General features: G+C 74.5%; 19 protein-coding genes, 2 tRNA genes and 2 riboswitches. Of the genes, 14 read left to right on the forward strand and 7 right to left on the reverse strand.

The window, feature by feature from the left end; all coding sequences use genetic code 11:
* Positions 1 to 291: 291 nt before the first annotated feature.
* Both BMW67_RS12200 and BMW67_RS12205 read right to left on the reverse strand, forming a co-directional pair.
* Entirely contained in the window at positions 292 to 1,638 is a 1,347-nt protein-coding gene (locus BMW67_RS12200; protein WP_072747838.1) for an 8-oxoguanine deaminase, read from the reverse strand.
* Positions 1,635 to 3,197, reverse strand: a complete 1,563-nt coding sequence (locus tag BMW67_RS12205; RefSeq protein ID WP_072747839.1) for a class I adenylate-forming enzyme family protein — start codon at positions 3,195 to 3,197, stop codon at positions 1,635 to 1,637. Before BMW67_RS12205 ends, BMW67_RS12200 begins: the two co-directional genes overlap by 4 nt.
* Before the next feature lie 123 nt (positions 3,198 to 3,320).
* Between BMW67_RS12205 and BMW67_RS12210 the strand changes: the two genes are divergently transcribed.
* Positions 3,321 to 3,396, forward strand: a tRNA-Lys gene (locus tag BMW67_RS12210).
* Positions 3,397 to 3,498: 102 nt separating this feature from the next.
* Here BMW67_RS12210 and BMW67_RS12215 read toward each other — a convergent pair.
* Positions 3,499 to 3,573 (reverse strand) — tRNA-Gly (locus BMW67_RS12215).
* A 129-nt stretch (positions 3,574 to 3,702) separates the two neighbouring features.
* Here BMW67_RS12215 and BMW67_RS12220 point away from each other — a divergent pair.
* The 6 genes from BMW67_RS12220 (at position 3,703) to gcvP (ending at position 12,711) form a co-directional block, all read left to right on the forward strand.
* Entirely contained in the window at positions 3,703 to 5,085 is a 1,383-nt protein-coding gene (locus tag BMW67_RS12220) for a bifunctional enoyl-CoA hydratase/phosphate acetyltransferase (protein ID WP_072747950.1), read from the forward strand.
* Between the two features lie 389 nt (positions 5,086 to 5,474).
* Positions 5,475 to 7,001: an acyl--CoA ligase gene (locus tag BMW67_RS12225; RefSeq protein WP_072747840.1), complete on the forward strand. Its 1,527-nt coding sequence runs from the start codon at positions 5,475 to 5,477 to the stop codon at positions 6,999 to 7,001.
* Between the two features lie 22 nt (positions 7,002 to 7,023).
* Positions 7,024 to 8,010: a 2-dehydropantoate 2-reductase gene (locus BMW67_RS12230; protein ID WP_072747951.1), complete on the forward strand. Its 987-nt coding sequence runs from the start codon at positions 7,024 to 7,026 to the stop codon at positions 8,008 to 8,010.
* Positions 8,011 to 8,057: 47 nt separating this feature from the next.
* Positions 8,058 to 8,146, forward strand: a riboswitch (glycine riboswitch).
* Positions 8,147 to 8,223: riboswitch (glycine riboswitch) on the forward strand.
* Positions 8,224 to 8,309: 86 nt separating this feature from the next.
* Complete coding sequence (gene gcvT / locus BMW67_RS12235) at positions 8,310 to 9,467, forward strand: glycine cleavage system aminomethyltransferase GcvT (protein ID WP_072747841.1); 1,158 nt, start codon at positions 8,310 to 8,312, stop codon at positions 9,465 to 9,467.
* Positions 9,468 to 9,479: 12 nt separating this feature from the next.
* Positions 9,480 to 9,836 carry a glycine cleavage system protein GcvH gene (gene gcvH / locus BMW67_RS12240; RefSeq protein WP_072747952.1) on the forward strand — a complete coding sequence of 119 codons (357 nt, stop codon included), beginning with the start codon at positions 9,480 to 9,482 and terminating at the stop codon, positions 9,834 to 9,836.
* A gap of 13 nt (positions 9,837 to 9,849) precedes the next feature.
* Positions 9,850 to 12,711: an aminomethyl-transferring glycine dehydrogenase gene (gcvP, locus tag BMW67_RS12245; protein WP_072747842.1), complete on the forward strand. Its 2,862-nt coding sequence runs from the start codon at positions 9,850 to 9,852 to the stop codon at positions 12,709 to 12,711.
* Between the two features lie 685 nt (positions 12,712 to 13,396).
* Here gcvP and BMW67_RS12250 read toward each other — a convergent pair.
* Complete coding sequence (locus BMW67_RS12250) at positions 13,397 to 13,963, reverse strand: very short patch repair endonuclease (protein WP_072747843.1); 567 nt, start codon at positions 13,961 to 13,963, stop codon at positions 13,397 to 13,399.
* A 57-nt stretch (positions 13,964 to 14,020) separates the two neighbouring features.
* The gene (gene hemP / locus BMW67_RS16055) at positions 14,021 to 14,146 is read right to left on the reverse strand and encodes a hemin uptake protein HemP (RefSeq protein WP_072747953.1); all 126 of its coding nucleotides are present in this window, start codon (positions 14,144 to 14,146) and stop codon (positions 14,021 to 14,023) included.
* Positions 14,147 to 14,585: 439 nt separating this feature from the next.
* Here hemP and BMW67_RS12260 point away from each other — a divergent pair, with 439 nt between their 5' ends.
* The 7 genes from BMW67_RS12260 to BMW67_RS12285 all read left to right on the forward strand — a co-directional run bounded on the left by BMW67_RS12260 (position 14,586) and on the right by BMW67_RS12285 (position 25,767).
* Complete coding sequence (locus BMW67_RS12260) at positions 14,586 to 15,578, forward strand: HlyD family secretion protein (RefSeq protein ID WP_072747844.1); 993 nt, start codon at positions 14,586 to 14,588, stop codon at positions 15,576 to 15,578.
* Positions 15,575 to 18,592, forward strand: coding sequence for a ribosome-associated ATPase/putative transporter RbbA (rbbA, locus tag BMW67_RS12265; RefSeq protein WP_083581446.1), 3,018 nt, complete (start codon positions 15,575 to 15,577; stop codon positions 18,590 to 18,592). Before BMW67_RS12260 ends, rbbA begins: the two co-directional genes overlap by 4 nt.
* 1 nt (position 18,593) lies before the next feature.
* Positions 18,594 to 19,724: an ABC transporter permease gene (locus tag BMW67_RS12270; RefSeq protein WP_072747845.1), complete on the forward strand. Its 1,131-nt coding sequence runs from the start codon at positions 18,594 to 18,596 to the stop codon at positions 19,722 to 19,724.
* Between the two features lie 75 nt (positions 19,725 to 19,799).
* On the forward strand, positions 19,800 to 21,731 hold the full coding sequence (locus tag BMW67_RS12275) for a polysaccharide biosynthesis tyrosine autokinase (RefSeq protein WP_072747846.1): 1,932 nt from the start codon (positions 19,800 to 19,802) through the stop codon (positions 21,729 to 21,731).
* Positions 21,700 to 22,656 (forward strand): sulfotransferase family protein, encoded by a 957-nt coding sequence (locus BMW67_RS12280; RefSeq protein ID WP_072747847.1) that lies wholly within the window; start codon positions 21,700 to 21,702, stop codon positions 22,654 to 22,656. The genes BMW67_RS12275 and BMW67_RS12280 overlap by 32 nt, the downstream gene beginning before the upstream one ends.
* An 11-nt stretch (positions 22,657 to 22,667) precedes the next feature.
* Entirely contained in the window at positions 22,668 to 24,536 is a 1,869-nt protein-coding gene (locus BMW67_RS15530) for an LbetaH domain-containing protein (protein ID WP_125459041.1), read from the forward strand.
* Positions 24,505 to 25,767 carry an O-antigen ligase family protein gene (locus BMW67_RS12285; protein WP_072747849.1) on the forward strand — a complete coding sequence of 421 codons (1,263 nt, stop codon included), beginning with the start codon at positions 24,505 to 24,507 and terminating at the stop codon, positions 25,765 to 25,767. The genes BMW67_RS15530 and BMW67_RS12285 overlap by 32 nt, the downstream gene beginning before the upstream one ends.
* On the opposite strand, the gene BMW67_RS12290 is transcribed toward BMW67_RS12285, so the two are convergent.
* Entirely contained in the window at positions 25,744 to 26,556 is an 813-nt protein-coding gene (locus tag BMW67_RS12290) for a WecB/TagA/CpsF family glycosyltransferase (RefSeq protein WP_072747850.1), read from the reverse strand. The two genes, BMW67_RS12285 and BMW67_RS12290, sit on opposite strands and share 24 nt — an antisense overlap.
* The gene (locus BMW67_RS12295; RefSeq protein ID WP_072747851.1) at positions 26,553 to 26,972 is read right to left on the reverse strand and encodes a hypothetical protein; all 420 of its coding nucleotides are present in this window, start codon (positions 26,970 to 26,972) and stop codon (positions 26,553 to 26,555) included. The genes BMW67_RS12290 and BMW67_RS12295 overlap by 4 nt, the downstream gene beginning before the upstream one ends.
* Positions 26,973 to 26,983 lie beyond the last annotated feature (11 nt).

Here is a 26,983-nt window from a genome sequence, read left to right on the forward strand (position 1 = left end):
AGCGGCGCTTGACGGCTCCCGGCGCGGCGGCCGGGCGCTTGCGCCGGTCGCGGGCGCGCATGGGGCGGGGCCGGGCCATGGCGCGGCGTCCCGGGCGCGCGGGCGGTCAGGCGGCGCCGCTCGCCGGAGGGCGCCGCGTCGCCCGTCGCCGCCGCATCCGCGCGGCCGCTGCAGCGCCTGGCCCGCGCCGCCCGCAAAGCCGCGCCCTGCGGCGCGGCCAGCCTCGCCAGCGTCATGGGGTCCGCGCCTTCGCGCCCATCCGCGCAAGGCCGATGGCCGGGCGCGGCGGCGTCAGCCCTGGGCAAGGCGGCGGGCCGCGGCGGCGGCGCGTTCGCTCAGCGCGCGCTCGTCGACGCGGGTCAGGCGGCCGTCGCGCACCACCTCGCGCCCTTCCACGATCAGGTCGCGCACGCGCCGCGGCGGGCACAGCGCCAGCGCCGCCGTCGGATCCCAGGCGCCAGCGCATTCCAGGCCCGACATGTCCCACACGGCGACGTCGGCGCGCATTCCCGGCGCCAGGGCGCCCAGCTCGGCCGCGCGGCCCAGCGCCCGCGCGCCGCCCAGCGTCGCCATTTCAAGCGCGGCGCGCGCGCTCAGCGCGTCGGGGCCGCCGGCGGCGCGCTGCAGCAGCATCGCCTGCCGCGCCTCGGCCAGCAGCGCGCCGGCGTCGTTGCTGGCCGAGCCGTCGACCCCCAGCCCCACCGTCACGCCCGCCGCCAGCATCGCCCGCACCGGCGCGATTCCCGCCCCCAGCCGGCAGTTCGAGCACGGGCAATGCGCCACCGCCGTTCCGGTGCGGGCGAAGAGCGCGATCTCGTCCGCGTCGAGGCGCACGCAATGGGCGTGCCAGACGTCCTCGCCCGTCCAGCCCAGCGATTCGGCCCAGGGGCCCGGCCGCAGCCCGAAGCGTTCCAGCGAAAAGGCCACGTCCTGCGCGTTCTCGGCCAGGTGGGTGTGCAGCCGCACGCCCTTTTCCCGCGCCAGGATCGCGGCGTCGCGCATCAGCCCCTCCGAGACCGAGAAGGGCGAGCACGGCGCCAGCGCGACCCGCGTCATGGCGCCCGGCGCGGGGTCGTGGAAGGCGGCGACGACGCGCTCGAAATCCTTGAGGATGTCGCGCTCGCGCTCGACCAGCGCGTCGGGCGGCAGGCCGCCGGCGCTTTCGCCCAGGCTCATGGCGCCGCGCGCGGCGTGCAGGCGCAGGCCGATCATGCCGGCGGCCTCGATCACGTCTTCAAGGCGCACGCCGTCGGGAAACAGGTAGTGATGATCGGCGCAGGTTCCGCAGCCGCTCAGCGCCAGCTCGGCCAGGCCGACGGCGGCGGCCAGGGTCACGTCCTCGGGGCGCATGCGGCCCCAGATCGGGTAAAGCGCCCGCAGCCATCCGAACAGCGTCGCATCCTGCGCCGCGGGAACGGCGCGCGTCAGCGTCTGGAACAGGTGGTGATGGGTGTTGACCAGCGCCGGCGTGACCACGCAGCCCGAGGCGTCCAGCGTGCGCGCGGCGGCGGGCGCCGGCCCCTGGCCGATGGCGGCGACGACGCCGTCCTCGATCAGGAGCCAGGCGTCGGGCAGCTCGCGCCGGGCGGCGTCCATGCACACAAGGCGCAGCGCGCCGCGGATCAGCAGCGCGCTCATGCCTCGTCCCCCTGCGGCGCCTCCAGCGGGCGGGCGCGCCCTTCGGCCAGCATCCGGCGCAGCTCGGTCTTGAGCACCTTGCCGTAGTTGTTCTTGGGCAGCTCTGGCAGCGCGAACCAGGCGCGCGGGCGCTTGTAGCGGGCGATGCGCGACAGGCACAGCGCCTCGAGCTCGGCGGGGTCGGGGGCGGCGCCCGGGGCGGGGCAGACGAAGGCGACCAGCTCTTCGCCCCATTCGGGGTGGGGGCGGCCGACGCAGGCGGCCTCGTGCACGGCGGGGTGCTGCAGCAGCACCTCTTCGACCTCGCGCGGGTAGATGTTGCTGCCGCCCGAGATCACCACGTCCTTCGAGCGGTCGTGCAGCGTCAGGAAGCCCTCTTCGTCCAGCGCGCCCACGTCGCCCGTGCGCAGCCAGCCGTCGCGCAGCGCGCGGGCGGTGGCCTCGGGGGCGTTCCAGTAGCCGCGCATCACCGCCGGGCCGCGCACCTCGATCTCGCCGACGCGGCCGGGGGGCAGGGGCGCGCCGTCGGGGCCGGCGATGCGGATCTCGGTCGCGCTCTGCGCCCGCCCGACCGAGGCCAGCCGCGCGCGCCAGCGCGGATGCGCGCGGTCGGCCACATGCCGGCGCGACAGGGCCGTGATGCACATGGGGCACTCGCCCTGGCCGTAGATCTGCACGAATCGCGGGCCCATCACGGCGACGGCCTCTTCGATGTCGGCCAGATACATGGGGCCGCCGCCATAGACCACGGTGCGCAGCCCCTCGCCGCGCAGGCCGCGCGCGCGGGCGCGGTCGACCAGGCGGCGGACCATGGTCGGGGCGGCGAACATGTGCACGTCGCCAAGCCGCGGCGCGAGGTCCAGGATCTCGTCCGCGTCGAACCCGCCCGAGGGCGGCACGACATGGCGCGCCCCCCGGATCACGTGCATGAAGTTGTAGAGCCCCGCGCCGTGCGACATGGGCGCGGCGTAGAGCGCGGCGTCGCCGGGGCGCACCTCGTCCACGTCGGCGAAGTAGCTCAGCGTCATGGCCATGAGGGCGCCGGCGTGGATGACGACCCCCTTGGGCCGGCCGGTGGTGCCCGAGGTGTAGAAAAGCCAGGCGGGGTCCTCGGCGGTCATGGGCGCGGGCGCGGGCAGGGGCGGCGCCTTGCGCATGGCGGCGAAGGCGTCCTCGGCGACGTCGACGATCTCGGGGCCGCCGGGGCCGATCGCCTCGCGCAGCGCGGCGGCGGTCTGCGGCGCGGCGAAGACCAGCCGCGCGCCGCAATGCTCCAGGATCCACGCCGCCTCGCGCGGGTGAAGGCGCGCGTTGATCGGGGCGGCGACGGCGCCGGCGAACCAGATGCCGTAGAGCGCCTCGAGGAACTCGACCCGGTTGGGCATGAACAGCGCCGCCCGCTCGCCCGGCGCGACGCCCCTTGCGCGCAGGGCCGCGCCGATGCCGGCCGCGGCGCGGGCGAAGGCGGCGTAGTCGCCGCGCGGCGTCTCGTCGATCATCAGGGCGGGCGCTTCGGGCGCGATCTGCGCGGTGCGGACAAGCCAGTTGGCTGGGTTCATGGCGATCTCCGGCGGGTTCCCTGCGGCGGCGCGGCGCAGGTTAGCCCCCGGCGCCCGGGCGCGAAAGAGGGCGCGGCGCCCGGGCTTGACCTGGCCGGGCGCCGGCCTTAGGAAGGCGCCCGTGGGCCCGTAGCTCAGTTGGTAGAGCAACTGACTTTTAATCAGTGGGTCGCAGGTTCGAATCCTGCCGGGCTCACCACCTTCCCGGACATTGCCTTCGAGATCGCGGCGCGCATGATCGCCGCGCACGGCCTTTCGCGCGCTGCGCGGCGGCGATGCGATGTCGGAAGGGAAGGGAGAGTGGAGCGGGCGATCGGGATCGAACCGACGACATTCAGCTTGGGAAGCTGACGTTCTACCACTGAACTACGCCCGCGTCTGGGGCTTCGGATAGCGCCCCGCGCGCCCCTCGTCAAGGGGGCGCCGCGCCGCGCTGGCGCCGGGCGCGGCGGCGTGTATGCTGCGCCCGCGCCGCGCCCGGCGCGCCCTGGCCATGGGAGCCGACATGCGAGAGAATCGCACCTTCGAAGAGCTTGAGGTCGGCGAGAGCGCCGTCATCGAGCGCCTTTGCCGCGACGAGGATCTGATCGTCTACGCCAACGCCTCGGGCGACCACAATCCGCTCGGCCTGCCCGACGAGGACGGCGACGGCGACGGCGCGCCCGAGGCGCTGGCCCCGGCGATGTGGGTGGCCTCGGTCATCTCGGCGGTGGTCGGCAACATCCTGCCGGGGCCGGGCTCGCAGGTTCTGGCCGCGCGGCTGCGCTTCGCCGAGCGCCTGGCCGCCGGGCGCACCCTGCGCGTCGAGTTGCGCGTGGCGGGCAAGCGCGAGGGCGGCGTCGTGCTCTTGCACGCCCGCGCCGAGCGCGACGACGGCGCGCCGCTGGCCGAGGGCGAGATCGAGGCGCTGGCCCCCGCGCGCAAGATGCGCTTCGACGACGCCCATGTGCCGGGGCTGACGGTGCAGCGGCACCTGCATTTCCGCCGTTTGCTCGAGGCGGCCGAGGGGCTCGAGCCGCTGAGCGTCGCGGTCGCCGCCGCGGAATCGCCCGAGGCGCTCGAGGGCGCGCTGGCCGCCATGCGGCGGGGGCTTATCCGGCCGATCCTGACCGGCCGGCCCGAGCGCGTGGCCGGCGCCGCCCAGGCGCTGGGCGAAGACGTTTCCGCCATCGAGCTGATCGCCGCCCAGGACGAGGACGACGCAGCCCGCCGCGCCGTCGCGCTTGTGCGCGAGGGGCGCGCGCGGGCGCTGATGAAGGGGCATCTGCACACCGACGCGCTGCTGCGCGCGGCGCTTGATCGCGAGCGCGGGCTGCGCGCGGGGCGGCGGCTGAGCCATGTGTTCGTGATGGACGTGCCCGGGCTCGACCGGCTGCTGGCGGTGACGGATGCGGCGGTGAACATCGCGCCGGACCTGGCGCAAAAGCGCGACATCCTTCAGAACGCGGTCGATCTGATGCGCGCCCTCGGGGTCGAGACGCCGCGCGCGGCGGCGCTCTCGGCCGTCGAGACGGTCAACCCCGCGATGGCCTCAAGCGTCGAGGCGGCGGCGCTGGCCAAGATGGCCGAGCGCGGCCAGATCCGCGGCGCGCTGGTCGATGGTCCGCTGGCCATGGACAACGCGGTGGATCTGAGCGCGGCGCGCACCAAGGGGATCGGCGGCGAGGTGGCCGGGCGCGCCGACATCCTGCTGGCGCCCGATCTGGAGTCGGCCAACATGGCGGCCAAGGAGCTGACCTTTCTTGCGCACGCCTCGGCGGCGGGGGTGGTGGTGGGCGCGGCGGCGCCGATCATCCTGACCAGCCGCGCGGATGACGAGATGTCCCGCCTGGTCTCGTGCGCGGCGGCGGCGCTGGCGGCGCGGGCCATGGGCTCGGGCGGGGTCTGAGGGCCGCGCCCGGCGCGGCGGCCCGCGGCGCGGACCCTTGTCCAACCGGCCCGCGGCGGCGAAGAGGCGGGGCAAGGGGTCAGGGCGCCTGACTTGCAGCCGCGCCGGGCCGAGGGCGGCTGGGTCGGCAGAGGCGGGGCGCGATCGGCGCGTCGGGGCGCGGCGCCGGACGCGGCGCAGGGCGCGCCGCGGGGCCGAGGCCGGCGGCGCGCCGCGTGCTGCCTGGCGTGCCAGGGACCGCGGCCGCCGCGCGCCCGCGGCCCTGGGCGCGGCCTGACGCAGGGGCCGGGTTCCGGCAGGCGGAAACGGGTCTCGTTTTGCGTGGCGTCCGGGGGCGCGCGGGCCTAATCCTTGCCCCGAGATCCGCGCCCTTGCCGCAAGGAGTCCCCATGTCCGAGACCATCGAAGCGCTGCTCGCTCCGCATCCCGACCAGGCCCCCGCGCTCGAGGCGCCGGGGCGCGCGCCGCTGATCCATGGCGCGCTGCGCGCGCTGACCGGGCGGGTGCGCGACTCGCTGCGCCGCGCCGGGATCGGGCGCGGCGACCGGGTGGCGATCGTGCTGCCCAACGGCCCCGAGATGGCCGCCGCCTTCCTGACCGTGGCGCAAGGCGCGACCACCGCGCCGCTCAACCCGGCCTACAAGGCCGAGGAGTTCGACTTCTACCTGAGCGACCTGGACGCCAAGGCCATCATCCTGGCCGAGGACGAGAGCGGCCCCGCCCTGACGGCCGCGCGCGCCCGCGGGGTCGGGGTGATCCGCCTGCGCCCGGGCGCGGCGGCGGGCGATTTCGAGCTGATCCCCGAGGGCGGCCCGTTCGGCCAGGCCGACCCGGCCGCGCCGGGCCCCGAGGACGTGGCGCTGGTGCTGCACACCTCGGGCACCACCTCGCGGCCCAAGATCGTGCCGCTGACGCAGGCCAATCTGGCCGCCTCGGCGCGCAACATCGGCCAGGCCCTGGCGCTGGGCCCGCAGGACCGCTGCCTGAACGTGATGCCGCTGTTCCACATCCACGGGCTGGTGGCGGCGACGCTGGCCTCGGTGGCGGCGGGCGGGGCGACTTGGTGCGCCCCCGGATTCGACGCGCTGCGCTTCTTCGCCTGGCTCGAGCAGGCCGACCCGACCTGGTTCACCGCCGTGCCGACCATGCACCAGGCGATCCTGGCGCGCGCGCCGCGCAACGCCGAGATCATCGCGCGCGCGCGGCTGCGGCTGATCCGCTCGAGCTCGGCCTCGTTGCCGCCGCAGGTGATGGAGGCGCTCGAGCGCACCTTCGGCTGCCCGGTGATCGAAAGCTACGGCATGACCGAGGCGGCGCATCAGATGTGCTCGAACCCGCTTCCGCCGCGCGCGCGCAAGGCCGGCTCGGTGGGCGTGGCCGCCGGCCCCCTGGTGCGCACCGCGCACGAGACCGAGAACCGCCTTCTGCCCGACGGCGAGACGGGCGAGGTGGTGATCTCGGGGCCCAACGTCACCCCCGGCTACGAGGCCAACCCCGAGGCGAACGCCAAGGCCTTCTTCGAGGCCGAGGGGCGGCGCTGGTTCCGCACGGGCGATCAGGGGCGCTTCGACGAGGAGGGCTATCTGCGCATCACCGGCCGCCTGAAGGAGATCATCAACCGCGGCGGCGAGAAGATCAGCCCGCTCGAGGTGGACGAGGCGCTGATGGATCATCCGGCGGTGCAGCAGGTGGTGACCTTCGCCATCCCGCACCCCAAGCTGGGCGAGGAGGTGGGCGCCGCCGTGGTGCTGCGCGAGGGGGCCGAGGCGAACGAGGCCGAGCTGCGCGACTTCGCGCGCCGGCGGCTGGCCGATTTCAAGTGCCCGCGCCGCATCGTCATCCTGCCCGAGATCCCCAAGGGCGCCACGGGCAAGCTTCAGCGCATCGGCCTGGCGCAGAAGCTGGGCCTGGCCTGAGGAGGCGGCGATGGGCGATCCGATCAAGATCTGCATCTTCGGCGCCGGCGCCATCGGCGGCTTCATGGGCGCGCGCCTGGCCGCCGATCCCGAGGCGACGGGGGCCGAGGTTTCGCTGGTGGCGCGCGGCCCGCACCTTGCCGCCATCCGCGAGAAGGGCCTGACGCTGATCGAGCAGGAGCGCGAGCTGAACGTGCGCGTGCGCGCCACCGACGATCCGGCCGAGCTGGGGCCGCAGGATTATGTGGTGCTGACGCTCAAGGCGCACTCGGCGCCGGCGGTGGTCGACGCCATGCAGCCGCTGCTGGGGCCCGACACCGCGGTCGTGACCGGGGTGAACGGCGTGCCGTGGTGGTATTTCCACCGCTTCGGCGGCCCGCTCGAGGGAACGCGGCTGCAAAGCGTGGACCCGGGCGGGCGCCAGTGGGAGGGCATCGGCCCCGAGCGCGCGATCGGCTGCGTGGTCTACCCCGCCGCCGAGATCGCCGCCCCCGGCGTGGTGCGCCATGTCGAGGGCTGGCGTTTCACGCTGGGCGAGCCCTCGGGCGAGCGTTCCGAGCGCGCGCTGCGCCTGTCGCGGGCGCTGACGGCGGCGGGCTTCAAGGCGCCGGTGCGCCCGCGCATCCGCGACGAGATCTGGGTCAAGCTGTGGGGGAACCTGTCCTTCAACCCCATCTCGGCGCTGACGCTGGCGACGCTGGACGCGATCTGCGCCGATCCGGGAACGCGGGCCGTGGCGCGCAGCATGATGCTCGAGGCGCAGCGCATCGCCGAGAAGCTGGGCGTGAAGTTCCCCATCGACGTGGACCGGCGCATCGAGGGCGCGGCGGCGGTGGGAGCGCATCGGACCTCGATGCTGCAGGATCTCGAGGCCGGGCGGCCGATGGAGATCGACGCGCTGGTCACCGCCGTGCAGGAGCTGGGGCGCCTGGTGGACGAGCCGACGCCGACCATCGACGTGGTGCACGCGCTGATCTGCCTGCGCGCGCGCGTCGCGGGCCTGCGCTGAGCGCGCGCCGAGGCGCTTGCGCGGCGCCGGGGCGCGGGCTATCCTGACCGCGCCCGCTGGGAGAGATCGGACCGCGTCCGGCGCCGAAGGAGCAACCGCCCCGGAAACTCTCAGGCAAAAGGACCGGCGGGCCATGGTGACCGACTCTGGAGAGTGGCGCGCGGCGCCCGCCGAAGGGATAGCGATCTCAGGCGAAAGGACAGAGGGGGCGTCGGCGCGCGCGGCTTGACCGCGCGTTGAACGACGCCGGAACCATGCGGCCGTGCCGCCGTTTCCGGCGTGATGGCACGGAGGGCCGCATGACGGACGAAACCCGCACCCCCGGCGACGAGGCGCTGCTGCGCACGCCGCTTCACGACCTGCATCTGGCGCTGGGCGGCAAGATGGTCGCCTTCGCCGGCTACGCCCTGCCGGTGCAATATCCGGCCGGCGTGCTCAAGGAACACCTGCACACCCGCGCCGCGGCAAGCCTGTTCGACGTCAGCCATATGGGCCAGATCGCGATCCGCGCGGCCTCGGGGCTGTGGGAGGACGCGGCGCTGGCGCTCGAGACCGTCACCTGCGCCGACGTGCTGGGCCTTGCGCCGGGGCGCCAGCGCTACGGGCTGTTCACCAACGAGAATGGCGGCATCCTCGACGACTTCATGTTCGCTCGCGAGGGCGACGCGCTGGCGCTGGTGGTCAACGGCGCGTGCAAGGCGGCGGACCTGGCGCATCTGCGCGCGCGCCTCGACGGCGCCGCCTCGGTGCGGATGATCGAGGATCGCGCGCTTCTGGCGCTGCAGGGGCCCATGGCCGAAGCCGCGCTGGCCGCCCTGGGCGCGCCGGTGGGGACGATGCGCTTCATGGATGCGCGGCGCATGACCATTCTCGGCGCCGACTGCTTCGTCACGCGCTCGGGCTACACGGGCGAGGACGGGTTCGAGATCTCGGTTCCCGCCGAGGCGGCGCGCGCGCTGGCCGAGGCGCTGCTCGACCACGAGGCGGTCGAGCCCGCCGGCCTTGGCGCGCGCGACAGCCTGCGCCTCGAGGCGGGGCTTTGCCTGTATGGCGCCGACATCGACGAAACCACCACCCCCGTCGAGGCCGATCTGGCCTGGTCGATCCAGAAGACCCGCCGCGCCGGCGGCGCGCGGCAGGGCGGCTTTCCCGGCACCGAGGTCATCCTGCGCCAGCTGATCGAGGGCGCGCCGCGCCGCCGCGTCGGCCTGCGTCCCGAGGGGCGCGCGCCCGTGCGCGCGGGCGCGCCGCTCTTCGCCGACGAGGACGTCGCCGCCCCCGTCGGGCACGTCACCTCGGGCGGCTTCTCGCCCACGCTCCAGGCGCCGGCGGCGATGGGCTACGTGCCCGCCGCGCTGGCCGAGCCGGGACGGCGCCTGTTCGCCGAGCTGCGCGGGCGCCGCGTGCCGGCGCTGGTCGCGCCCCTTCCCCTCGTTCCCACCTCCTACAAGCGCTGAGGTTCCCCGATGATCCGTTTCACCGAAGACCACGAATGGCTCGAGCTCGACGGCGACGTCGTCACCGTCGGCATCACCGAGCACGCCGCCGAGCAGCTGGGCGACATCGTCTTCATCGAGCTGCCCGAGGTGGGCCAGAAGATCGCGCCGGGCGACGAGGTGGTCACGATCGAATCCGTCAAGGCCGCGTCGGACATCGCCGCCCCGCTCGAGGGCGTGGTGACCGAGATCAACGAGCAGATCGTCGAGAACCCCGCCCTGGTGAACGAGGACCCCATGAACGCCTGGTTCTTCCGCATGAAGGCCGACGATCCCTCGGCGATCGAGGAGTTCATGGACGAGGACGCCTACAAGGACATGATCGCCTGAGGAGGGCGCGCCGATGACCGCCCGCAGCCAGTCCCGCCCCTTCACCGACTACGACCCCTACGACTTCGCCAACCGGCGCCATATCGGCCCCTCGCCGGCCGAGATGGAGGCCATGCTCGAGGCCGTGGGCGCGCCCAGCCTCGACGCGCTGATCGACCAGACGGTGCCGCGCTCGATCCGCCAGGAAGAGCCGCTCGACTGGGGCCCGGCCCTGTCCGAGCGCGACGTGATCTTCCGCCTGCGCGAGGTGGCGGCGCGCAACAAGCCGCTGACCTCGCTGATCGGCATGGGCTATCACGGCACGGTGACGCCGCCGGTGATCCAGCGCAACATCCTCGAGAACCCGGCCTGGTATACCGCCTACACGCCCTACCAGCCCGAGATCAGCCAGGGCCGGCTCGAGGCGCTGCTCAACTTCCAGACCATGGTCGCCGACCTGACGGGGCTCGACGTGGCCAACGCCTCGCTTCTGGACGAGGCGACGGCCGCGGCCGAGGCCATGGCCCTTGCGCGGCGGGCGGGCAAGTCGCGCGCGGCGGCGTTCTTCGTGGACGCCGAGTGCCTGCCCCAGACGATCAACGTGGTGCGCACGCGCGCCGCGCCGCTGGGGATCGAGGTGATCGTCGGCGATCCCTTCCGCGACCTGAACCCCGAGGCCGTGTTCGGCGCGCTGTTCCAGAACCCCGGCGTGAACGGCGAGCTGCGCGACTTCTCCGATCCCATCGCCGCGCTGCACGAGCATGGCGCGCTGGCGGTGGTGGCGGCCGACATCCTCAGCCTGGCGCTGGTCAAGTCGCCGGGCGAGATGGGCGCCGACGTGGCCGTGGGCTCGACCCAGCGCTTCGGCGTGCCCATGGGCGCGGGCGGCCCGCACGCGGCCTACATGGCCGTGCGCGACGCGTGGAAGCGCGCCATGCCCGGCCGCATCGTCGGCGTGTCGGTCGATGCGCGCGGCAACCGCGCCTATCGCCTGGCGCTTCAGACGCGCGAGCAGCACATCCGCCGCGAGAAGGCGACCTCGAACGTGTGCACCGCCCAGGCGCTGCTGGCGGTGATGGCGTCGATGTATGCGGTCTTTCACGGCCCCGAGGGCATCAAGGCCATCGCGCAGGACGTGCACATGAAGGCCGCGCGCCTTGCGGCGGGGCTCGAGCGCGGCGGCTTCGAGACCGCGCCGCGCGCCTTCTTCGACACGGTGGTCGTGCGCGTGGGGCCGCTTCAGGGCGTGGTCATGCGCGCCGCCCTGGCCGAGGGGATCAACCTGCGCCGCGTCGGCGACGACCGCATCGCCATCGCCATGGACGAGGTCGCGCGCCCCGAAACGGTCGAGGCCGTCTGGCGCGCCTTCGGCCTCGATCTGCGCTGGGACGAGGTCGAGGCCGCCCCGCGCCTGCCCGAGGCGCTGCTGCGCCGCACGCCCTATCTGACCCACCCGGTCTTTCACATGAACCGGGCCGAGGCCGAGATGACGCGCTACATGCGCCGCCTGGCCGACCGGGACCTGGCGCTGGACCGGGCCATGATCCCGCTGGGCTCGTGCACCATGAAGCTCAACGCCACGGCCGAGATGCTGGCGCTCAGCTGGCCCGAGTTCTCGTCGCTGCATCCCTACGCCCCGGCCGATCAGCTCGAGGGCTACCGGATCATGGTCGAGGACCTGTCGCGCAAGCTGTGCGCCATCACCGGCTACGACGCCATGTCCATGCAGCCCAATTCGGGCGCGCAGGGCGAGTATGCGGGGCTTCTGACCATCCGCGCGTATCACCGCGCCCGCGGCGAAGAGGGGCGCAACGTCTGCCTCATTCCCACCTCGGCGCACGGCACCAACCCGGCCTCGGCGCAGATGGCGGGGATGAAGGTGGTGGCCGTCAAGGCCGCGGCCAACGGCGACATCGATCTCGAGGACTTCCGCGCCAAGGCCGAGAAGCACGCGCATGAGCTGGCCGCCTGCATGATCACCTATCCCTCGACCCATGGCGTGTTCGAGGAGACGGTGCGCGAGGTGTGCCGCATCACGCACGAGCATGGCGGGCAGGTCTACATGGACGGCGCCAACCTCAACGCCATGGTCGGGCTGGCGCGTCCGGGCGACATCGGATCGGATGTCAGCCATCTGAACCTGCACAAGACCTTCGCCATTCCCCATGGCGGCGGCGGCCCCGGCATGGGGCCGATCGGGGTCAAGGCGCATCTGGCGCCCTTCCTGCCGGGCGACCCGCTGGCGGGCGAGGGGGCGGTGTCGGCCGCGCCCTGGGGCTCGGCGTCGATCCTGGCCATCTCGTGGGCCTATTGCCTGCTGATGGGCGGGGCGGGGCTGACGCAGGCGACCAAGGTCGCCATCCTCAACGCCAACTACATCGCCAGCCGCCTGAAGGGGGCGTATGAGGTGCTCTACAAGGGGCCGGGCGGGCGCGTGGCGCATGAGTGCATCCTGGACCTGCGCCCGCTCGAGAAATCCGCCGGCGTCACCGTCGAGGACGTGGCCAAGCGTCTGATCGACAACGGCTTCCACGCGCCGACCATGAGCTGGCCCGTGCCGGGCACGCTGATGATCGAGCCCACCGAGAGCGAGCCCAAGGCCGAGCTCGACCGCTTCGTCGCCGCCATGCTGGCGATCCGCGACGAGATCCGCGCCATCGAGGAGGGGCGCATGGACCGCGAGGACAACCCCCTCAAGCGCGCGCCGCACACGGTCGAGGATCTGGTCGGCGAGTGGAACCGCCCCTATTCGCGCGAGCAGGCCTGCTTCCCCCCCGGCGCCTTCCGGGTGGACAAGTATTGGCCCCCGGTCAATCGCGTGGACAACGCCTATGGCGACCGCCATCTGGTGTGCACCTGCCCGCCGATGGAGGCCTATTCCGACGCGGCCGAGTAGCCGCCGCCGCGCCCCGGCGCCCGCCGCGCCGGGGCGTTTTCGTCGCGGACGGGACGGCCCCGGAGCCGCCGCAAGGGGGCGCCCGGCCCGCTGCGCCGGGAATGGCCCGCGAGCAGCGACGGGGCGCCATGACCGCCGACGCCTTGCGCCGACGCGATCGGGGCCGGGCGCCGCGCTCCGGCCCCCGCGGCGCCGGGCGTTCGGGCGGGTCCGGCCTCGGCCCGGGGCCGGGCGTCCAGGGCAAGGCGGCCGCTTCGAGCCAACCGGCGCCGGGCGTTCAGGGCGGCGCCGGTTTCGGGCCGGGCGGCGCGAAGGGAAGGGATTGCGCCGCGCCCCGGGCTCGGGGGCGATCCAGGCGCCGCTTGCGGTCGATCGGCGAGGGGTGGTTCGAGGCGGCGCATCGCCGGGGCCGGCATGGTTTCGGCGCCATCGGCGGGCGCGGCGGTCTGTCGCGGACCCTTGCCGGCGCGGGCGCGCGTCAGGCGCGGCAACCGCGGCGGTGGGGCGGCGTGCATGGCGCTTTGTCTTCCCGCCGTCTTCCCGTTCGGGATCGTTGCGGCTCGGACGGCGGCCCCGCCCCGGTCCGCCTTTCCGCGTTGCGACGCCTCCGGGACCTGCGCCCGTGTCGGGCCCGGGCGGCCGCGCGCAGCGGCGGCCGCCGCGCGCGGCCGGCGCCGCCTGGTCCTCAGCTTTGGCGCCGGGATGCGGGCGGCGCGGCGCCCGGCTCGACGTCCGATCCGGCGCCCGACCCGGTTCCGGGCTCGGGGCCGCCGTTCGGGGCCGTCGCGGCCGCGGGCGGGGGCAGCTCCAGCGTCGGGGGCGCGTCGGCGCGCAGCCAGGCGGCCAACGCGCGCGCCGTCGCGTCGATGCGCGCGCGCGTCAGGGCGCATTCCCACACCACCGCCACGCGCCAGCCCGCCGCGCGCAGCGCCGCCTGGGCGGCCTGGTCGCGCGCCTGGTTGCGGGCGAATTTCGGCAGCCAGTAGTCCAGGCGCGAGGCGGGCGTGCTGGCGCGCGGGCAGCCCGCATGCCGGTGCCAGAAGCAGCCATGCACGAACACGGCCGCCCGACGTCCGGCGAAGACGAGATCCGGGCGCCCTGGCAGCGCGCCGCCCGCCGCCGCGCCATGCAGCCGGTAGCGCAGGCCCAGCCGGTGCAGCGCGCGGCGCAGCGCCAGCTCGGGGCTGGTGTCGCGCGCCTTCACCCGCGCCATCGTGCGCGAGCGCGTCGCCCTGTCATGCACGTCCGCCATGGGCCCTCGTTCGGGACGGCGGGCCCGGCCCGGCGGGGGGCCGGGCGGGCGCGTCGCTCATTTCGTCAGGATCAGCTTGCCCTGACGCGTGATGCGCAGATTGTAGATCATGCCGTCAAGCTCGATTTCGGCTTCGCGTCCGCCGCGGGTGAGAACGCGCGCAGCATGACGCGGCCGCGTCAGCGCGCCGGGCGGGTCGGCCGCCGCGGCGCCCGGCTCGCCGGCCGTGCGGATGACGGCATGGAAGGCGCGGGGGTCCTGATGGCGGCTCATGCCAAGGCCTCCTGCGCTGCGGCGGCGCGGCCGACGGGGGTGGGATGCGCTGGCAGCGCCCGGTTCGGGCGCGCGCAGGGGCGGTGCGGATTGGGGGTGGTCATTCCGTCTCTCCTTGCATGGGGCGCGTCCGGGCGTTGCGGCGGGGCGGTGCGGTGGGCCGCGGCTGGGACGGGTTATTTCTGACGAAAACAATCGGAGAAGTCAATCGGCGCTTTCTCGCCGCAATGCAACAAAAGCGCTTGGCGCCGCGGCTTGGCCGCTGCGATAGTGCGCCCCGGCGCCCGGCCGGCGGGCGCGATGGATGATCCGCCCGCATTCGCGGGCGCGCAGGATGATCGGAGGCCGCATGCACCCCTTGGCGCGCGCAGCGATCGGCGCGGCGGCGGTTGCCGCCGCCCTTGGCGGGGCCTGGTGGTGGCGCGCCGTGCTCGAGGACGGCCCGCCGCCCGGATTCGCCCGCTCTAACGGCCGGATCGAGGTCACGCGCGTGGACGTCGCCTCGCGATTCCCGGGCCGCCTGGCCGAAGTGCTGGTCGATGAGGGCGACCGCACCGCGCCCGGCCAGGTGGTGGCGCGGCTGGACGATGCGCAGCTGCGCGCCCAGCTCAACGAGGCCGAGGCCATGCGCGCCCAGGCCGAACAGGCGCTGATCGAGGCGCAGGCCCTGGCGCGCCAGCGCGCCAGCGAGCTCGAATTCCAGAACCAGGAGCTCTTGCGCACCCTCGCGCTCAACGCGCGCGGCCACGCCAGTCAGGAGGCCGTGGACCTGGCCCGCACCCGCCGCGAGGCCGCCGCCGCGGCCGTCGATCTTGCCCGCGCCTCGGTCGGGCGGGCGCGCGCGGCCATCGACGCGGCCGCCGCGACGGTGGCGCGGATCAAGGCCGACCTGGCCGATTACGCGCTGGTCTCGCCGGTGCAGGGGCGGGTGCAGCATCGGCTGGCCGAGCCGGGCGAGGTCATCCCCGCCGGCGGGCGCGTTCTGACGCTGCTCGACCTGACGGACGTCTACATGAACGTCTATCTGCCCGCGCCGCAGGCGGCGGCGCTGCGCGTGGGCGCCGAGGCCCGGATCGTTCCCGAGGCGACCGCGCGCGTCGTGATCCCGGCCACGGTCGCCTTCGTCGATTCCCAGGCGCAGTTCACCCCCAAATACGTCGAGACCGAATCCGAGCGCGCCAAGCTGATGTTCCGCGTCAAGCTGACCGTCGCGCCCGAGATCGCCGCCCCGCGCATCGATCTGGTCAAGGCGGGGGTGCCCGCGGAGGGGTGGGTGCGGCTCGATTCCGCGGCGCCCTGGCCGCCCGAGCTGGCGCCGCGCCTGCCCGATCCGGTCCGATGAGCGCCGCGCCGCGCCCGCATGCGCCCGGCCCATCGCCAGGCGGCGCGGCGGCGCGCGTGCGCGGGCTTTCGCACCGCTACGGACGGGTCGCGGCGCTCGAGGACGTGTCGCTCGATCTGCCCGCGGGCAGGATGGTCGGCCTGATCGGCCCGGACGGCGTGGGCAAGAGCACGCTGCTTTCGCTCATCGCCGGCGCGCGCGCCATCCAGACGGGCCTCGTCGAGGCGCTGGGCGGCGACATGGCCGATCCGCGCTGGCGCCGGCGGGTGTGCGCGCGCATCGCCTACATGCCGCAGGGGCTGGGGGGCAATCTTTACCCGACGTTGTCGGTGGCCGAGAACATCGACTTCTTCGCGCGCCTCTATGGCCAGGACGCGCGCGAGCGGCGCGCGCGCATCGACGAGCTGACGCGCGCGACGGGGCTGCATCCGTTCCTCGACCGGCCTGCGGCCAAGCTGTCGGGCGGGATGAAGCAGAAGCTTTCCTTGTGCTGCGCGCTGGTGCACGATCCCGACCTTCTGATCCTGGACGAGCCGACGACCGGCGTCGATCCGCTCTCGCGCCGGCAGTTCTGGCGGCTGATCGCGCGCCTGCGCGCGCGCCGGCCGGGCATGACGGTGCTGGCGGCCACGGCCTACATGTCCGAGGCCGAGGGCTTCGACCACCTGGCGGCCATGGATGCGGGGCGGGTTCTTGCGGCGGGCGCGCCGGCCGAACTGATGGCGCGCGCGGGCGCGCCCACGCTCGAGCGGGCCTACGCGGCGCTCCTGGCGCCGGCGCGCGGCGCCGCGCCGCCGGCGCCCGTGCGTCGCCCCTTCGTCGAGCGCGACGGTCCGCCGGCCATCGAGGCGCGCGGGCTGACCATGCGCTTTGGCGATTTCACCGCGGTCGATCACGTCAGCTTCCGCATCCGCCGCGGCGAGATCTTCGGCTTTCTGGGCTCGAACGGCTGCGGCAAGACGACGACGATGAAGATGCTGACGGGCCTGCTCGACCCGACCGAGGGGCAGGCGCTGCTGTTCGGCGCGCCGGTGCGCGCGGACGATCTGGCGACGCGGCGGCGCGTGGGCTACATGTCGCAGTCCTTCTCGCTTTATGCCGAGCTGTCGGTACGCGCGAATCTCGAGCTGCACGCCGACCTGTTCGACCTGCGCGGCGCACAGGCGCGCGCCCGCGTCGAAGAGCTGCTCGACCGCTTCGAGCTGCGCGAGGTTGCGCGCGCGCGCCCGGCCGATCTGCCGCTGGGGGTGCGCCAGCGGCTGCAGCTTGCCGTCGCGGTGCTGCACCGGCCCGAGATCCTGATCCTGGACGAGCCGACCTCGGGCGTGGACCCGATCGCGCGCGATCGCTTCTGGGCGCTGCTGACCGAGCTGAGCCGCGACGAGGGGGTGACCATCTTCGTCTCGACGCATTTCATGAACGAGGCCGAGCGCTGCGACCGCGTTTCGCTGATGCATGCGGGGCGGGTGCTGGCGCAGGGTGCGCCCGACGAGCTGCGCGCGGCGCGCGGGGCGGCGACGCTCGAGGACGCCTTCGTCGCCTGGCTGGCCGAGGCCGCGGGGCTGGACGAGGCGGAGGCCGGGCTGGATGGCGCGGGGCCGGACGAGACGCGGACGGACAGGACGGACGCGGCGCAGACCGGCGCGGCGGGCGGGGCGATCGGGACGTCGCCGAACGGCGCGCGCGTCGAGCCGGGCGATGCGCGGCGGGGCGGCGGCGCAGCGGGGGCGGGCGCGGCGTCGGCCCCCGGGCGGGCTGCGGCGGCGGTCTCCGGCAAGCCGGCCGGCGCCGATCCCTTGGCCCCCGACCTTCCGGCCCCCGAAGCCCCCGGCCCCGGCGCGCGCCGCCGCGGCGCCGCCGAGCGGGACGCGGCGCGCGCGCTGTCCTTTCGGCGCATCCGCGCCTTTGCGCTGCGCGAGGCGCTGGAGCTCATCCGCGATCCCATCCGCATCGCCTTCGCGCTGGGCGGGCCGCTGATCCTGATGCTGGCCATGGGGCTGGGCATCTCGTTCGACGTCGAGAATCTGAGCTACGCCGCCCTCGATCAGGACGACAGCCCCGAAAGCCGGCTGCTGCTCGAGCAGGTCGCCGGCTCGCGCTATTTCGCGCAAAAGCCGCCGCTGACCGATTTCCCGCAGATCGACGCGCGCATGGCCCGCGGCGAGATCGGCCTTGCGCTGGTGATCCCGCCCGGCTTCGGGCGCGCGCTGAACGCCGGGCGCACGGCCGAGCTGGGCATGTGGCTCGACGGTTCGGACACGCTGCGCGCCGAGACCTCGCGCGGCTATGCCGAGGGGGCGATGGCCGATTTCCTGGCCCTGCGCGCGCGGCGGAGCGCCGACCCCGCCGCCGCCGCGGCCGCCGCGCCGCCATACGCCTTCGAGCCGCGCTTTCGCTACAACCAGGCCTTCGAGTCGCGCAAGGCCATCCCGCCGGGCGTTCTGATGATGCAGCTCATCATGGTTCCCGCCATGCTGGCGGCGCTGGGCGTGGTGCGCGAGAAGGAGACCGGCTCGATCGCCAATTTCCGCGTCGGGCCGGCCGGGCGGCTCGACTTCCTGATCGGCAAGCAGGCGCCCTACGTCGCCGTGGCCATGGTCAGCTTCCTGCTTCTGACCGCGCTGATGGCGGTCGCCTTCGGGCTGGTCCCGCGCGGCGATCCGGCCGCGCTGGCGCTGGGGGCGCTGGCCTATGTGGCGGCGGGCACGGGCTTCGGGCTGCTGATCTCGGCCTTCGTGCGCACGCAGATCGCGGCCATCTTCGCCTCGGCGATCATCGTCATGATCCCGACGGTGAACTTCTCGGGCATGCTCTACCCGGCGGCGACGCTGACCGGCGCCGCGCGCATCGTGGGGCAAGCCTTCCCGGCGCTGCATTTCCAGCGCATCAGCGCGGGGGTCTACAACAAGGCGCTGGGCATGGCGCAGCTCTGGCCCGAGATCCTTGTCCTGGCGGGGTTCGCGGCGCTTCACCTGCTGCTGGCGGCCGCGCTGTTGCGCAAGCAGGAGCGCTGAGATGCCCGCCCTCGACCTGCGAAAGATCTGGCGCATGGGCCTCAAGGAGCTGCGCAGCCTGGCGCGCGATCCGGTCCTGGTCCTGCTGATCCTCTACACCTTCACCTTCGCCATCCACGCCGTCGCCCATGGCGTGCGCACCGAGCTGCGCGACGTCGCCGTGGCGGTGGTGGACGAGGACCGCTCGGCGCTGTCGCGGCGCATCGCCGGCGCGTTCCTGCCGCCCTATTTCCAGCCGCCGCGCATGATGGACGCCCGCCAGGCCGACGCCGAGATGGACGCCGGCCGCATCACCTTCGCCCTGCGCATCCCGCCCGGCTTCGAGGCCGACCTGCTGGCCGGCCGCGTTCCCCAGGCGCAGCTTCTGGTGGACGCCACGGCCATGAGCGTCGCCGGCGCCGGCACGCGCCAGGCGGCCGCCATCCTGCGCGACGAGACCGCGGCGTTCCTTGGCCGCGGCGCCGCGGCGGGCGCGCCCGCCATCGCGGCCAGCGTGCGGGCATCGTTCAACCCCAATCTCGAATCCGCCTGGTTCGTGGCGGTCATGCAGGTGGTGAACAACGTCACCATCCTGGCCGTGATCCTGAGCGGCGCCGCCGTCATCCGCGAGCGCGAGCGCGGCACGATCGAGCATCTGATGACCCTTCCCCTGCGCCCGGCCGAGGTGATGCTGGCCAAGATCTGGGCGAACGGGCTGGTGATCGTGGCGGCGGCGGTTCTGTCGCTCGAGCTGGTGGTGCGCGGCTCGCTGGGGGTCGGGCTGGCCGGCTCGAGCGCGTTCTTCGCGCTGGGCGCGGCGGTCTATCTGTTCGCCGCCTGCGCGCTCGGGGTCATGCTGTCGACGGTGGCCACGACCATGCCGCAGTTCGGGCTTCTGGCGATCCCGGTATTCGTGGTGATGAACCTGCTGTCGGGCGGCGTGACGCCGCTCGAGGCCATGCCGCCCTTGCTGGCCGACGCGATGCGCCTGTCGCCCTCGACCCATTTCACCACCTTCGCCAAGGCGACGCTGTTCCGCGGGGCGGGGCTCGAGGCCGTCTGGCCCGAGCTTGCCGCGATGGCGGCGGCGGGGGCGATCTTCTTCGCCGCGGCGCTGGCGCGGTTCCGCAAGACGATGGCCGCGCAGCGCTGATCGGGCGCGGCGGTTACCAATTGTTAACCGTGCAGGTTTACCGCTGAGAAAGGACAACCGCGCCCCGGATCAGCCATGACCCTGCACCAAAGACGCCGCGCCTTCGAGGACGCCGCCCCCGTGCCGCCCAGCTCGCCGCCGCCCGCGGTCGCGGCGGCCGAGCTGGTCTCGGCGCTCTGGCGGCGCAAGTGGACCGTGGCCGGGGTCGCGCTGGCGACGCTGCTTTTCGCCGCGGCCGTGCTCTCGCGGCTCGAGCCGCGCTACGCCGCCATGGCCGAGGTGTTGCTCGAAAGCCGCCGCGCGCAGGTGGTCGATCTGGCCGAGGTCATGCCCGCCCTGCCGCTCGACGCGCAGGCGGTGCAGTCCGAGATCCGCCTGATCCAGTCCCAGCAGCTGCTCGAGCGCGTGGCGCGCAAGCTGCGCCTGCACGAGGATCCCGAGCTGGGCCCGGCGCGCGCGGCCGAACCCGGCGCGCTGGCGCGCCTCAAGGCGACGCTGGCCGATCTGGCCGGCTGGAGCGCGCCCGTGCGCTTCCCCGATCCCGAGCGCGAGGCGCGGCGCGCGCTGCTCGAGACCATCGCCGCCATGCGCAAGCGGCTGAGCGTCTCGCAGCAGGATCTGAGCCGCGTCATCGCCATCCGCTTCGAAAGCGCCGATCCCGACAAGGCGGCGCTGATCGCCAACGCCATCGCCGACCAGTACATCGTCGATCAGCTCGAAGCCAAGTTCGACGCCACGCGCCGCGCCTCGCAATGGCTCTCGCGCCGGCTGGACGAGCTGGCCGCGCGCCTGGCCGAGGCCGACGCCGCCGTGGCCGCGGCGCGCGCCCGCCGGGCCGAGCTTCTGGCCGGCAAGGCCGAGGACACGCGCGCGCGCATCGAGGACATGGCGCGGATGCTCGAAAGCCTGCCCGAGGGCTCGCCGCGCCGCGCGGCGCTGCACGACACGCTCGAGGATCTGCGCGCGCGCGCCGAGGCGCAGTCGCGCGCCGACGCCGAGCTGCGCCGGCTCGAGCGCGAGGCGGCCGCCATCCGCGAGCTGCACGACTCGTTCCTCGCCCGGTTGAAGGAGACCAACGCCCAGACCGGCCTGCAGCAGCCCGACGCGCGGCTGATCGGCGCGGCCGCGCCGCCGCTGCGTCCGGCCTTTCCGAACGCGCCCCTGATCCTGGGCTTCGCGCTGATGGGCGGCCTTGCCGCGGGCGGGGCGCTGGCCCTCTTGCGCGAGTCGCTGGGCGGGGTGTGGCATTCGCTCGAGGCGGCCGAGGCCGAGACCGGACTGCCCGTCCTGGCCGCGCTTCCGCGCGCGCCGGGCTGGCGCGAGGATCCGGTCGAGCATGTGCGCAAGCGCCCCGGCTCGGAGCTGGGCGAGGCGGTGCGCGAGCTGCGCGCGGCGCTGGCGCCGCCGGGCTCGGGGCCGCGGGTGATCGCGGTCGTCTCGGCCGGACCGGCCGAGGGCAAGTCGACGCTGAGCGCGCTTCTGGCCGAGAGCTGCGCGCGCATGGGGCGCTCGGCGGCGCTGGTCGATTGCGACCTGCGCCGGCCCACGCAGGCCCGCCGCTACGGGCTGTCGGCCGAGGAGGATCTGCTGGCCGTGCTCGAGGGCGAGACGCCGCTCGAGGCGGCGCTGCGCGAGGACCGGCGCACGGGGGTGTCGATCCTGCCCTCGCAGGAGGCGCCGGCGACGCGCGCCGACGCGCTTGCCGGCCCGGCCTTCGAGGCGCTGATGCGCGAGCTGCGCGGGCGCTTCGACGTGGTGGTGCTGGACACGCCGCCGCTGCTGGCGGTGAGCGACGCGCGCGTGATCGCGGCCTTCGCGGATGCGGCGGTCTTCGTGGCGCGCTGGGGCGAGACGACCCGCGCCGACGCGCGCGCCGCGCTGCGCATTCTTCTCGACGCCGGGGTCGAGACGGCGGGGCTGGCGCTGACGGGCGCCTCGCGCCGCGAGGCCGACAACATGGACGGAGGCGGACGGTATGGCCGGTTCAGCGAATATTTCGCCCAGTGAGGGGGCGGGCGTCGGCCCCGTGGTGCTCGTCGGCCAGGCGCGCAGCGGATCGACGCTGCTTGCAGCCATGCTCAATCGGGCCGGGGGGCTGATGATCAACGACGCTTACGCGTTGCAGGCGGCGGACGAGCTGGGCCTGACCCGCGCGCCGCGCCCCGACGCGGCCGAGCGCTATCGCGCCGCCTGCCTCGACATCCTGCGCCGGCGGTCGGTGAGCGCGCCGCCCGCGCCGCTGCACCGCTCGGCCGTGATCTCGCCCGAGGCGCTTGCGCGTGCGTCGCGCGTCCAGGCCGGCGGCTGGGCCGAGATCTGGGGCGGCATGCTGCGCGCCGCGGCGCAGGGGCGCGCGTTCCACGGGTGGAACACGCCCCCCGACCATCTGCGCGCGGACGAGATCCTTTCGGCCTTTCCGACCGCGCGCTTCGTCTTCCTGATGCGCGATCCCTACGCGGTGCTGCGCTCGTACAAGCACCTGCCCGAATACTGGGGCCGCGGGCGCGCGCGCTACCATCCCGCCCTGCAGGCGCGCGCATGGGCCGCTTCGGCGCGCAGCCTGCGGCGGTTGAGCGCGCGCCATCCGCAAGCCGTCCACGCGCTGCGCTACGAGGATCTTCTGGCCGATCCCGGGCGGGTCATGGCGGGGCTGGCGCGATTTCTGGGGGTTGCGCTGCCCGCGCCGACGCCGGACGAGCTGCCGCGCAACGCCTCGCGCGCGGGGGCGGGCCTGACGCGGGCCGAGCTTTGGGTCGCCCGGCGCGCCCTTGGCGCCGAGGCGGCGGCGATGGGCTACGCGCCGCCAAGCCCCGAGGGGCTGGGCCTTGGCAGCCTTCTGGGGCGCAGCCTGCTGGCCGGCGCCTATTACGCCGGGGCGGCGCTGACCTCGCGCGACATGCGCGGGCGCATGCTGAGGCTGGCGCGCGCATGACGGCGGCTTCCGTGTCCCAGACGCCCAGGCTGCGCCGCGCGGCGGCGGGGGTGGCGCTGGCGGCCGCGGGCCGGGGCGGCGCGCTCGCGGCCATGTGGGTGCTGGCGGCGGCGCTGCCGCTCGAGGCGTTCGGCGCCTTTGCGCATGCGCGCAGCCTTGTCCTCCTTCTGGCGCCGCTCGCCTCGCTGGGGTTCTCGGTGACGACGATGCGGCGGATTCCGCAGCTGCGCGCCGCGGGGCGCCCGGCCGCGGCGGCGGGGCATTTCGCGCTCGGAACGCTCGTCTCGGTCGGGATCGGGGCGCTCGGGGCGGTCCTCGGGCTGGCGGCGCCGGGGGTCGATGCGGTCAGCGGCGCGGCCTTGGCCGGGCTGCCCGCCATCGCCGTTCTGTTTCATGGCACGCAGGCGGCCCGCGCCCTGGACAGGCCGTTCTGGGCCTATGCGCCCATGGGTCTTGCAGCCGCCGCGGCGGCCGGGGCGACGGCGACGCTGGCGCTGGGCGGCGCGTCCTCGGCGCTCGAGGCGGCCTGGCTGCAGAGCGGCGCCATGACCGTCGCGGCCTTCCTGCAGACGCGGGCGCTGGCGCGGGCCCTGGGCCCGGCGCGCTTTCCCGCGCCGCTGAAGTGGTTGAGCGAGGCGGCGCCGCTTACCGCGTCGCTGATGGCGCGCGGCTGGTCGGTGCAGGGGCCTTTCCTGTTGCTGGCGTTCTGGTCGCCGGACAGCGCGTTGGGGATGTTCGGTCTTTGCATGACGATGGCGCAGGCGGCGCGCGTCGCGGCTTCGGGGGCCAATGGGGCGGCGGCGCCGGCGCTCAACGTCGCCATGCTGGCGCCCGGGCGCGGAGGCGCGCGCCGCGTCGCGCGCTGGTCGCAGCTGGTCTCGCTTGGCGCGGCGGCGGGCGTTTCGGCCGCGCTCATGGCCGTCTGGCTTGGCGTCGGGCCGCTTGTGGCCCCGCATCGCGCCGACGAGCTTGCCGCGGCCGCGCCGATGCTGGCCCTGCTGCTTGGGGCGGCCATGGTTCAGGCGCTCGAGGCCCCCCTTGGACAGGCGCTGATCGGCGCGGGCAGGGGGCGGCGCGAGCTGCGCATCCAGTGGATTTCGGCCATTGCGGCGACGGCGACCGCCGCGGCCGCGGCGCCCTCGCTTGGCGGGGCGGGAGCCGCGGCGGCGATGCTCTGCGGCGCCCTGGCGCGGCTTGGCCTGTTCCACTGGGCGCTGCGGCGCGACGGGTGGAGCGCCGAGCCCGCAGCCGCCGACGAGCTGGACGAGCTTCGCGGCCTCAGCGCGCTGCGGGCCGCCATCCGCGCCGATCACGCGCGCCTGGCGGGCGCCGGGCATTCGGCGCGGCGCATCTTGCGCGATGCGCTGATGCACAAGACCTTCCGCGTCGTCTGCTCCTATCGCTTCTACCGCGCCGCGCGGCTGGCGCGGCGCCGCTGGATCCGCGCGCTGATTCCTCTGACCGCGCTCTGGCACCGCTGGGCTTGCCTGAGCATCGGCGCCGAAATCGCCTGGCAGGCCGAGATCGGCCCCGGCTTCCGGCTGCTGCACGGTTTCGGAGTGGTGATCTTGCCCTGCGCGCGGATCGGCCGGAACGTGACCATGGCGCATGGCGCCTGCGTCGGCTATCGTGCCAAGCCCGAGCGCCCGCGCGCGCCGCTCAGTTCGGGCGTCGTCGGGGACGGATGCTTCATCGGCCCGTTCTCGTTCGTGTGGGCGAGGATGGGCGCGGGGTCGGTCCTTGCGCCGTTGTCGATCCTGCGCGACGACGCGCCGCCCGGATCCATCCTGGCGGGCGCTCCGGCGCGGCGGGTGCGGGCCCTGGCCGAAGCGGGCGGAGGGGAGGCGGATGACGCCCCAAAAGCCGACGAACGCGGTTGATCCATCGGCGGTCTGGGGCGTCGCGCTCATTCTTCTTGCGGCGACGGCGCCGCTCTATCCGCTGCTGATCCATGGCTGGTCGGAGTGGAACACCGACTACACCGCGGTTCAGCAGGCGCGCCGCATGGTCTGGGCGCTGCTTTATCTGTGCATGGCGATCCAGATCTGGCGCTGGCGCGAAGCGGCGCGGCGCGTTCTGCTGGCGCAGCCAGTGCTGCTCTTCGCCGCCGCCTGGTTCGCCGCCTCATGCCTTTGGAGCCCCTCGCCGCTCAAGGGCGGCGTCGCGCTGGTCCAGTATGCGATCATTCTTGTTTTCGGCGGCGCGGCGGCGATGCGCCTCGGCCCGCTGGGGCTGCTCGGGTCGATCCGGCTGATGGGACTTGTCGTGGTCGCGGCGTCGGCCGTCATGGCGGTCGTCGCGCCGCTTTACGCCTTCGGGCAGCATGTCAACACGGGCGCGTTGCGGGGGATCTACATCGAGAAGAACCACCTTGCGCAGGTGCTCTCCTACGCCTTCGTCGCCGCGTTGTTCGAGGCGGCGGCTGCGCCGCGCGAGGGCAGGGCGCGGCTATGGCTCGGCGTCGGAGCGATCGCGGCGGCGCTGGTGGCGGCGCGATCGTCGGTGGCGCTGGGGCAGCTGCTTCTGGGAGGCGCGCTGGCGCTGAGCGTGGTGGGGCTGGCGGGGCTGCGCTATGGCGGCTGGGCGGTGGGCGCGGCGGCGCTGGCCGGGCTTGCGGCGCTCGGGGCGACCTTGCCGGCGACGCTGGCGGCGCTGGGCGAGGACATGACGCTGAACGGCCGCACCGAGCTGTGGGCCCTGCTCTGGCCGCATGTCGAGGCGCGGCCTCTGATCGGGCACGGTTTCTTCGGGTTCTGGTCGCGGCCCGAGGCGGCCTCGATCCCCGACGTGCTGGGATGGAACGCGCGCGGCGCGCATAACGGCTGGATCACGGCGCTCTTGACGACGGGGGTGATCGGCGCGGGCCTTTGGGCGCTGCACTGGAGCTTCATCGTCGCGGCGGCGCTGCGCACGTTGCGGCCCGGCGGCGATGCGGCGCTGGCGGGATGCGGCGCCCTGGCGATCGCGCATCTGGTCTGGTCGATGTTCGAGGCGAACCAGCTCACGCAGATGAATTGGCAGGGTCTGATCGCGGGCGCGGCGATGGCGCTGCCGGTCTGGGCGCGCGCGGGCGCGGCGGCGCGCCGTTCAGCGGCGCGCGCCGTCGGCTGATTCGCCCAGCTCGATGCGCCGGGCGGCGGCCAGGCGCAGCGCGCGCATCAGGAAGACCGGGTTGCCCAGCAGATAGCGCCGGGCCAGCCGCCGGGGCTCCATGATCAGACGATGCGCCCATTCCAGCCCGGCCGCCCGCATCCAGCGGGGCGCGCGGCGGCTGCGGCCCGAAAGGAAGTCGAGGATCGCGCCGCCGCACACGATGTCGACGTCGAGCCCCGCGACGCGCGCGCGCGCGCGCAGCGTGTCGGCAAGGATCTCCTGCCGCGGCGCGCCCATGCCCAGGATCAGCAGATCCGGCGCGTCTTCGAGCATCCATTTCTCGTAATCGGCCGAGGGATGGTAGCCATGGCGCGTCGCGACGACCCGCGCGCCCAGCGCGCGAAGCGCCGAGGCGGCCTCTTCGGCCACGCCGGGCAGGGCGCCGTAAAGCGCCACGCGCCGCCCGCGCGCCGCGGCGATGCGCGGGATCAGGTCGGTGCCGTTGGCGTTGGCGCCGGGATCGAAGCCCAGCAGGCGCATCATGATCTTCACGCCGATTCCGTCGCGCAGCAAAAGGTCCGCGCCCAGGAACGCGGCCGCGGCGTCGGGGCTTGCGGCGCTCAGATTGACGGCATGGGCGTTCAGAAAGGCGATGACCCGCGGTCCCGGCCTGCGCGGCGGAAGGGCATGATCCTCGGCGCAGGGAACGGCGTGAACGCGCGCGCACAGCGCGGCGGCGACCGCATCGCCCGGATCGAGCGGGCTTGGCGCGGCGGCGCCGAGGGGGGCGGCGGAAACGTCGGTCATTGCGCCGACCCCGGAACGGGCGCCGGGCGGCCGTCGATTTCAAGCAAGGTGATGCGCCAGCACTCGGGATCGTCGGCGCGCGCGTCGCACAGCCGCGTCGCCTGTCCGTAGATGGGCGCCCCGATGGCGCCGGCGCCTGCAGCGGCGCCGTCCGCCGCGCGAAGGGCGCGCGCGCGGAAGGTGACGCGCGCGGCGTCCTCGGGCGCGACGCGGCCCAGCACCATGTCCTCGATGGCGACCAGCCCGGCCGCGGCCGCGTCGCGCCCCAGGCGCGCGCGCAGGCCGGCAAGCTCCTGCACCGCCAGCTCCAGATCCTGCGCGGACGCGCCGCGACGTCCGCTTGCGGGGCCCGAAGCCTGCGCCCAGACCGCTGCGCAGGCGGCGACGACGGTCAGGATCGTGGCTGACATGCGCATCTCTGGCCTCC

The organism is Oceanicella actignis, assembly GCF_900111545.1.
In the GTDB taxonomy this organism is placed as follows: domain Bacteria; phylum Pseudomonadota; class Alphaproteobacteria; order Rhodobacterales; family Rhodobacteraceae; genus Oceanicella; species Oceanicella actignis.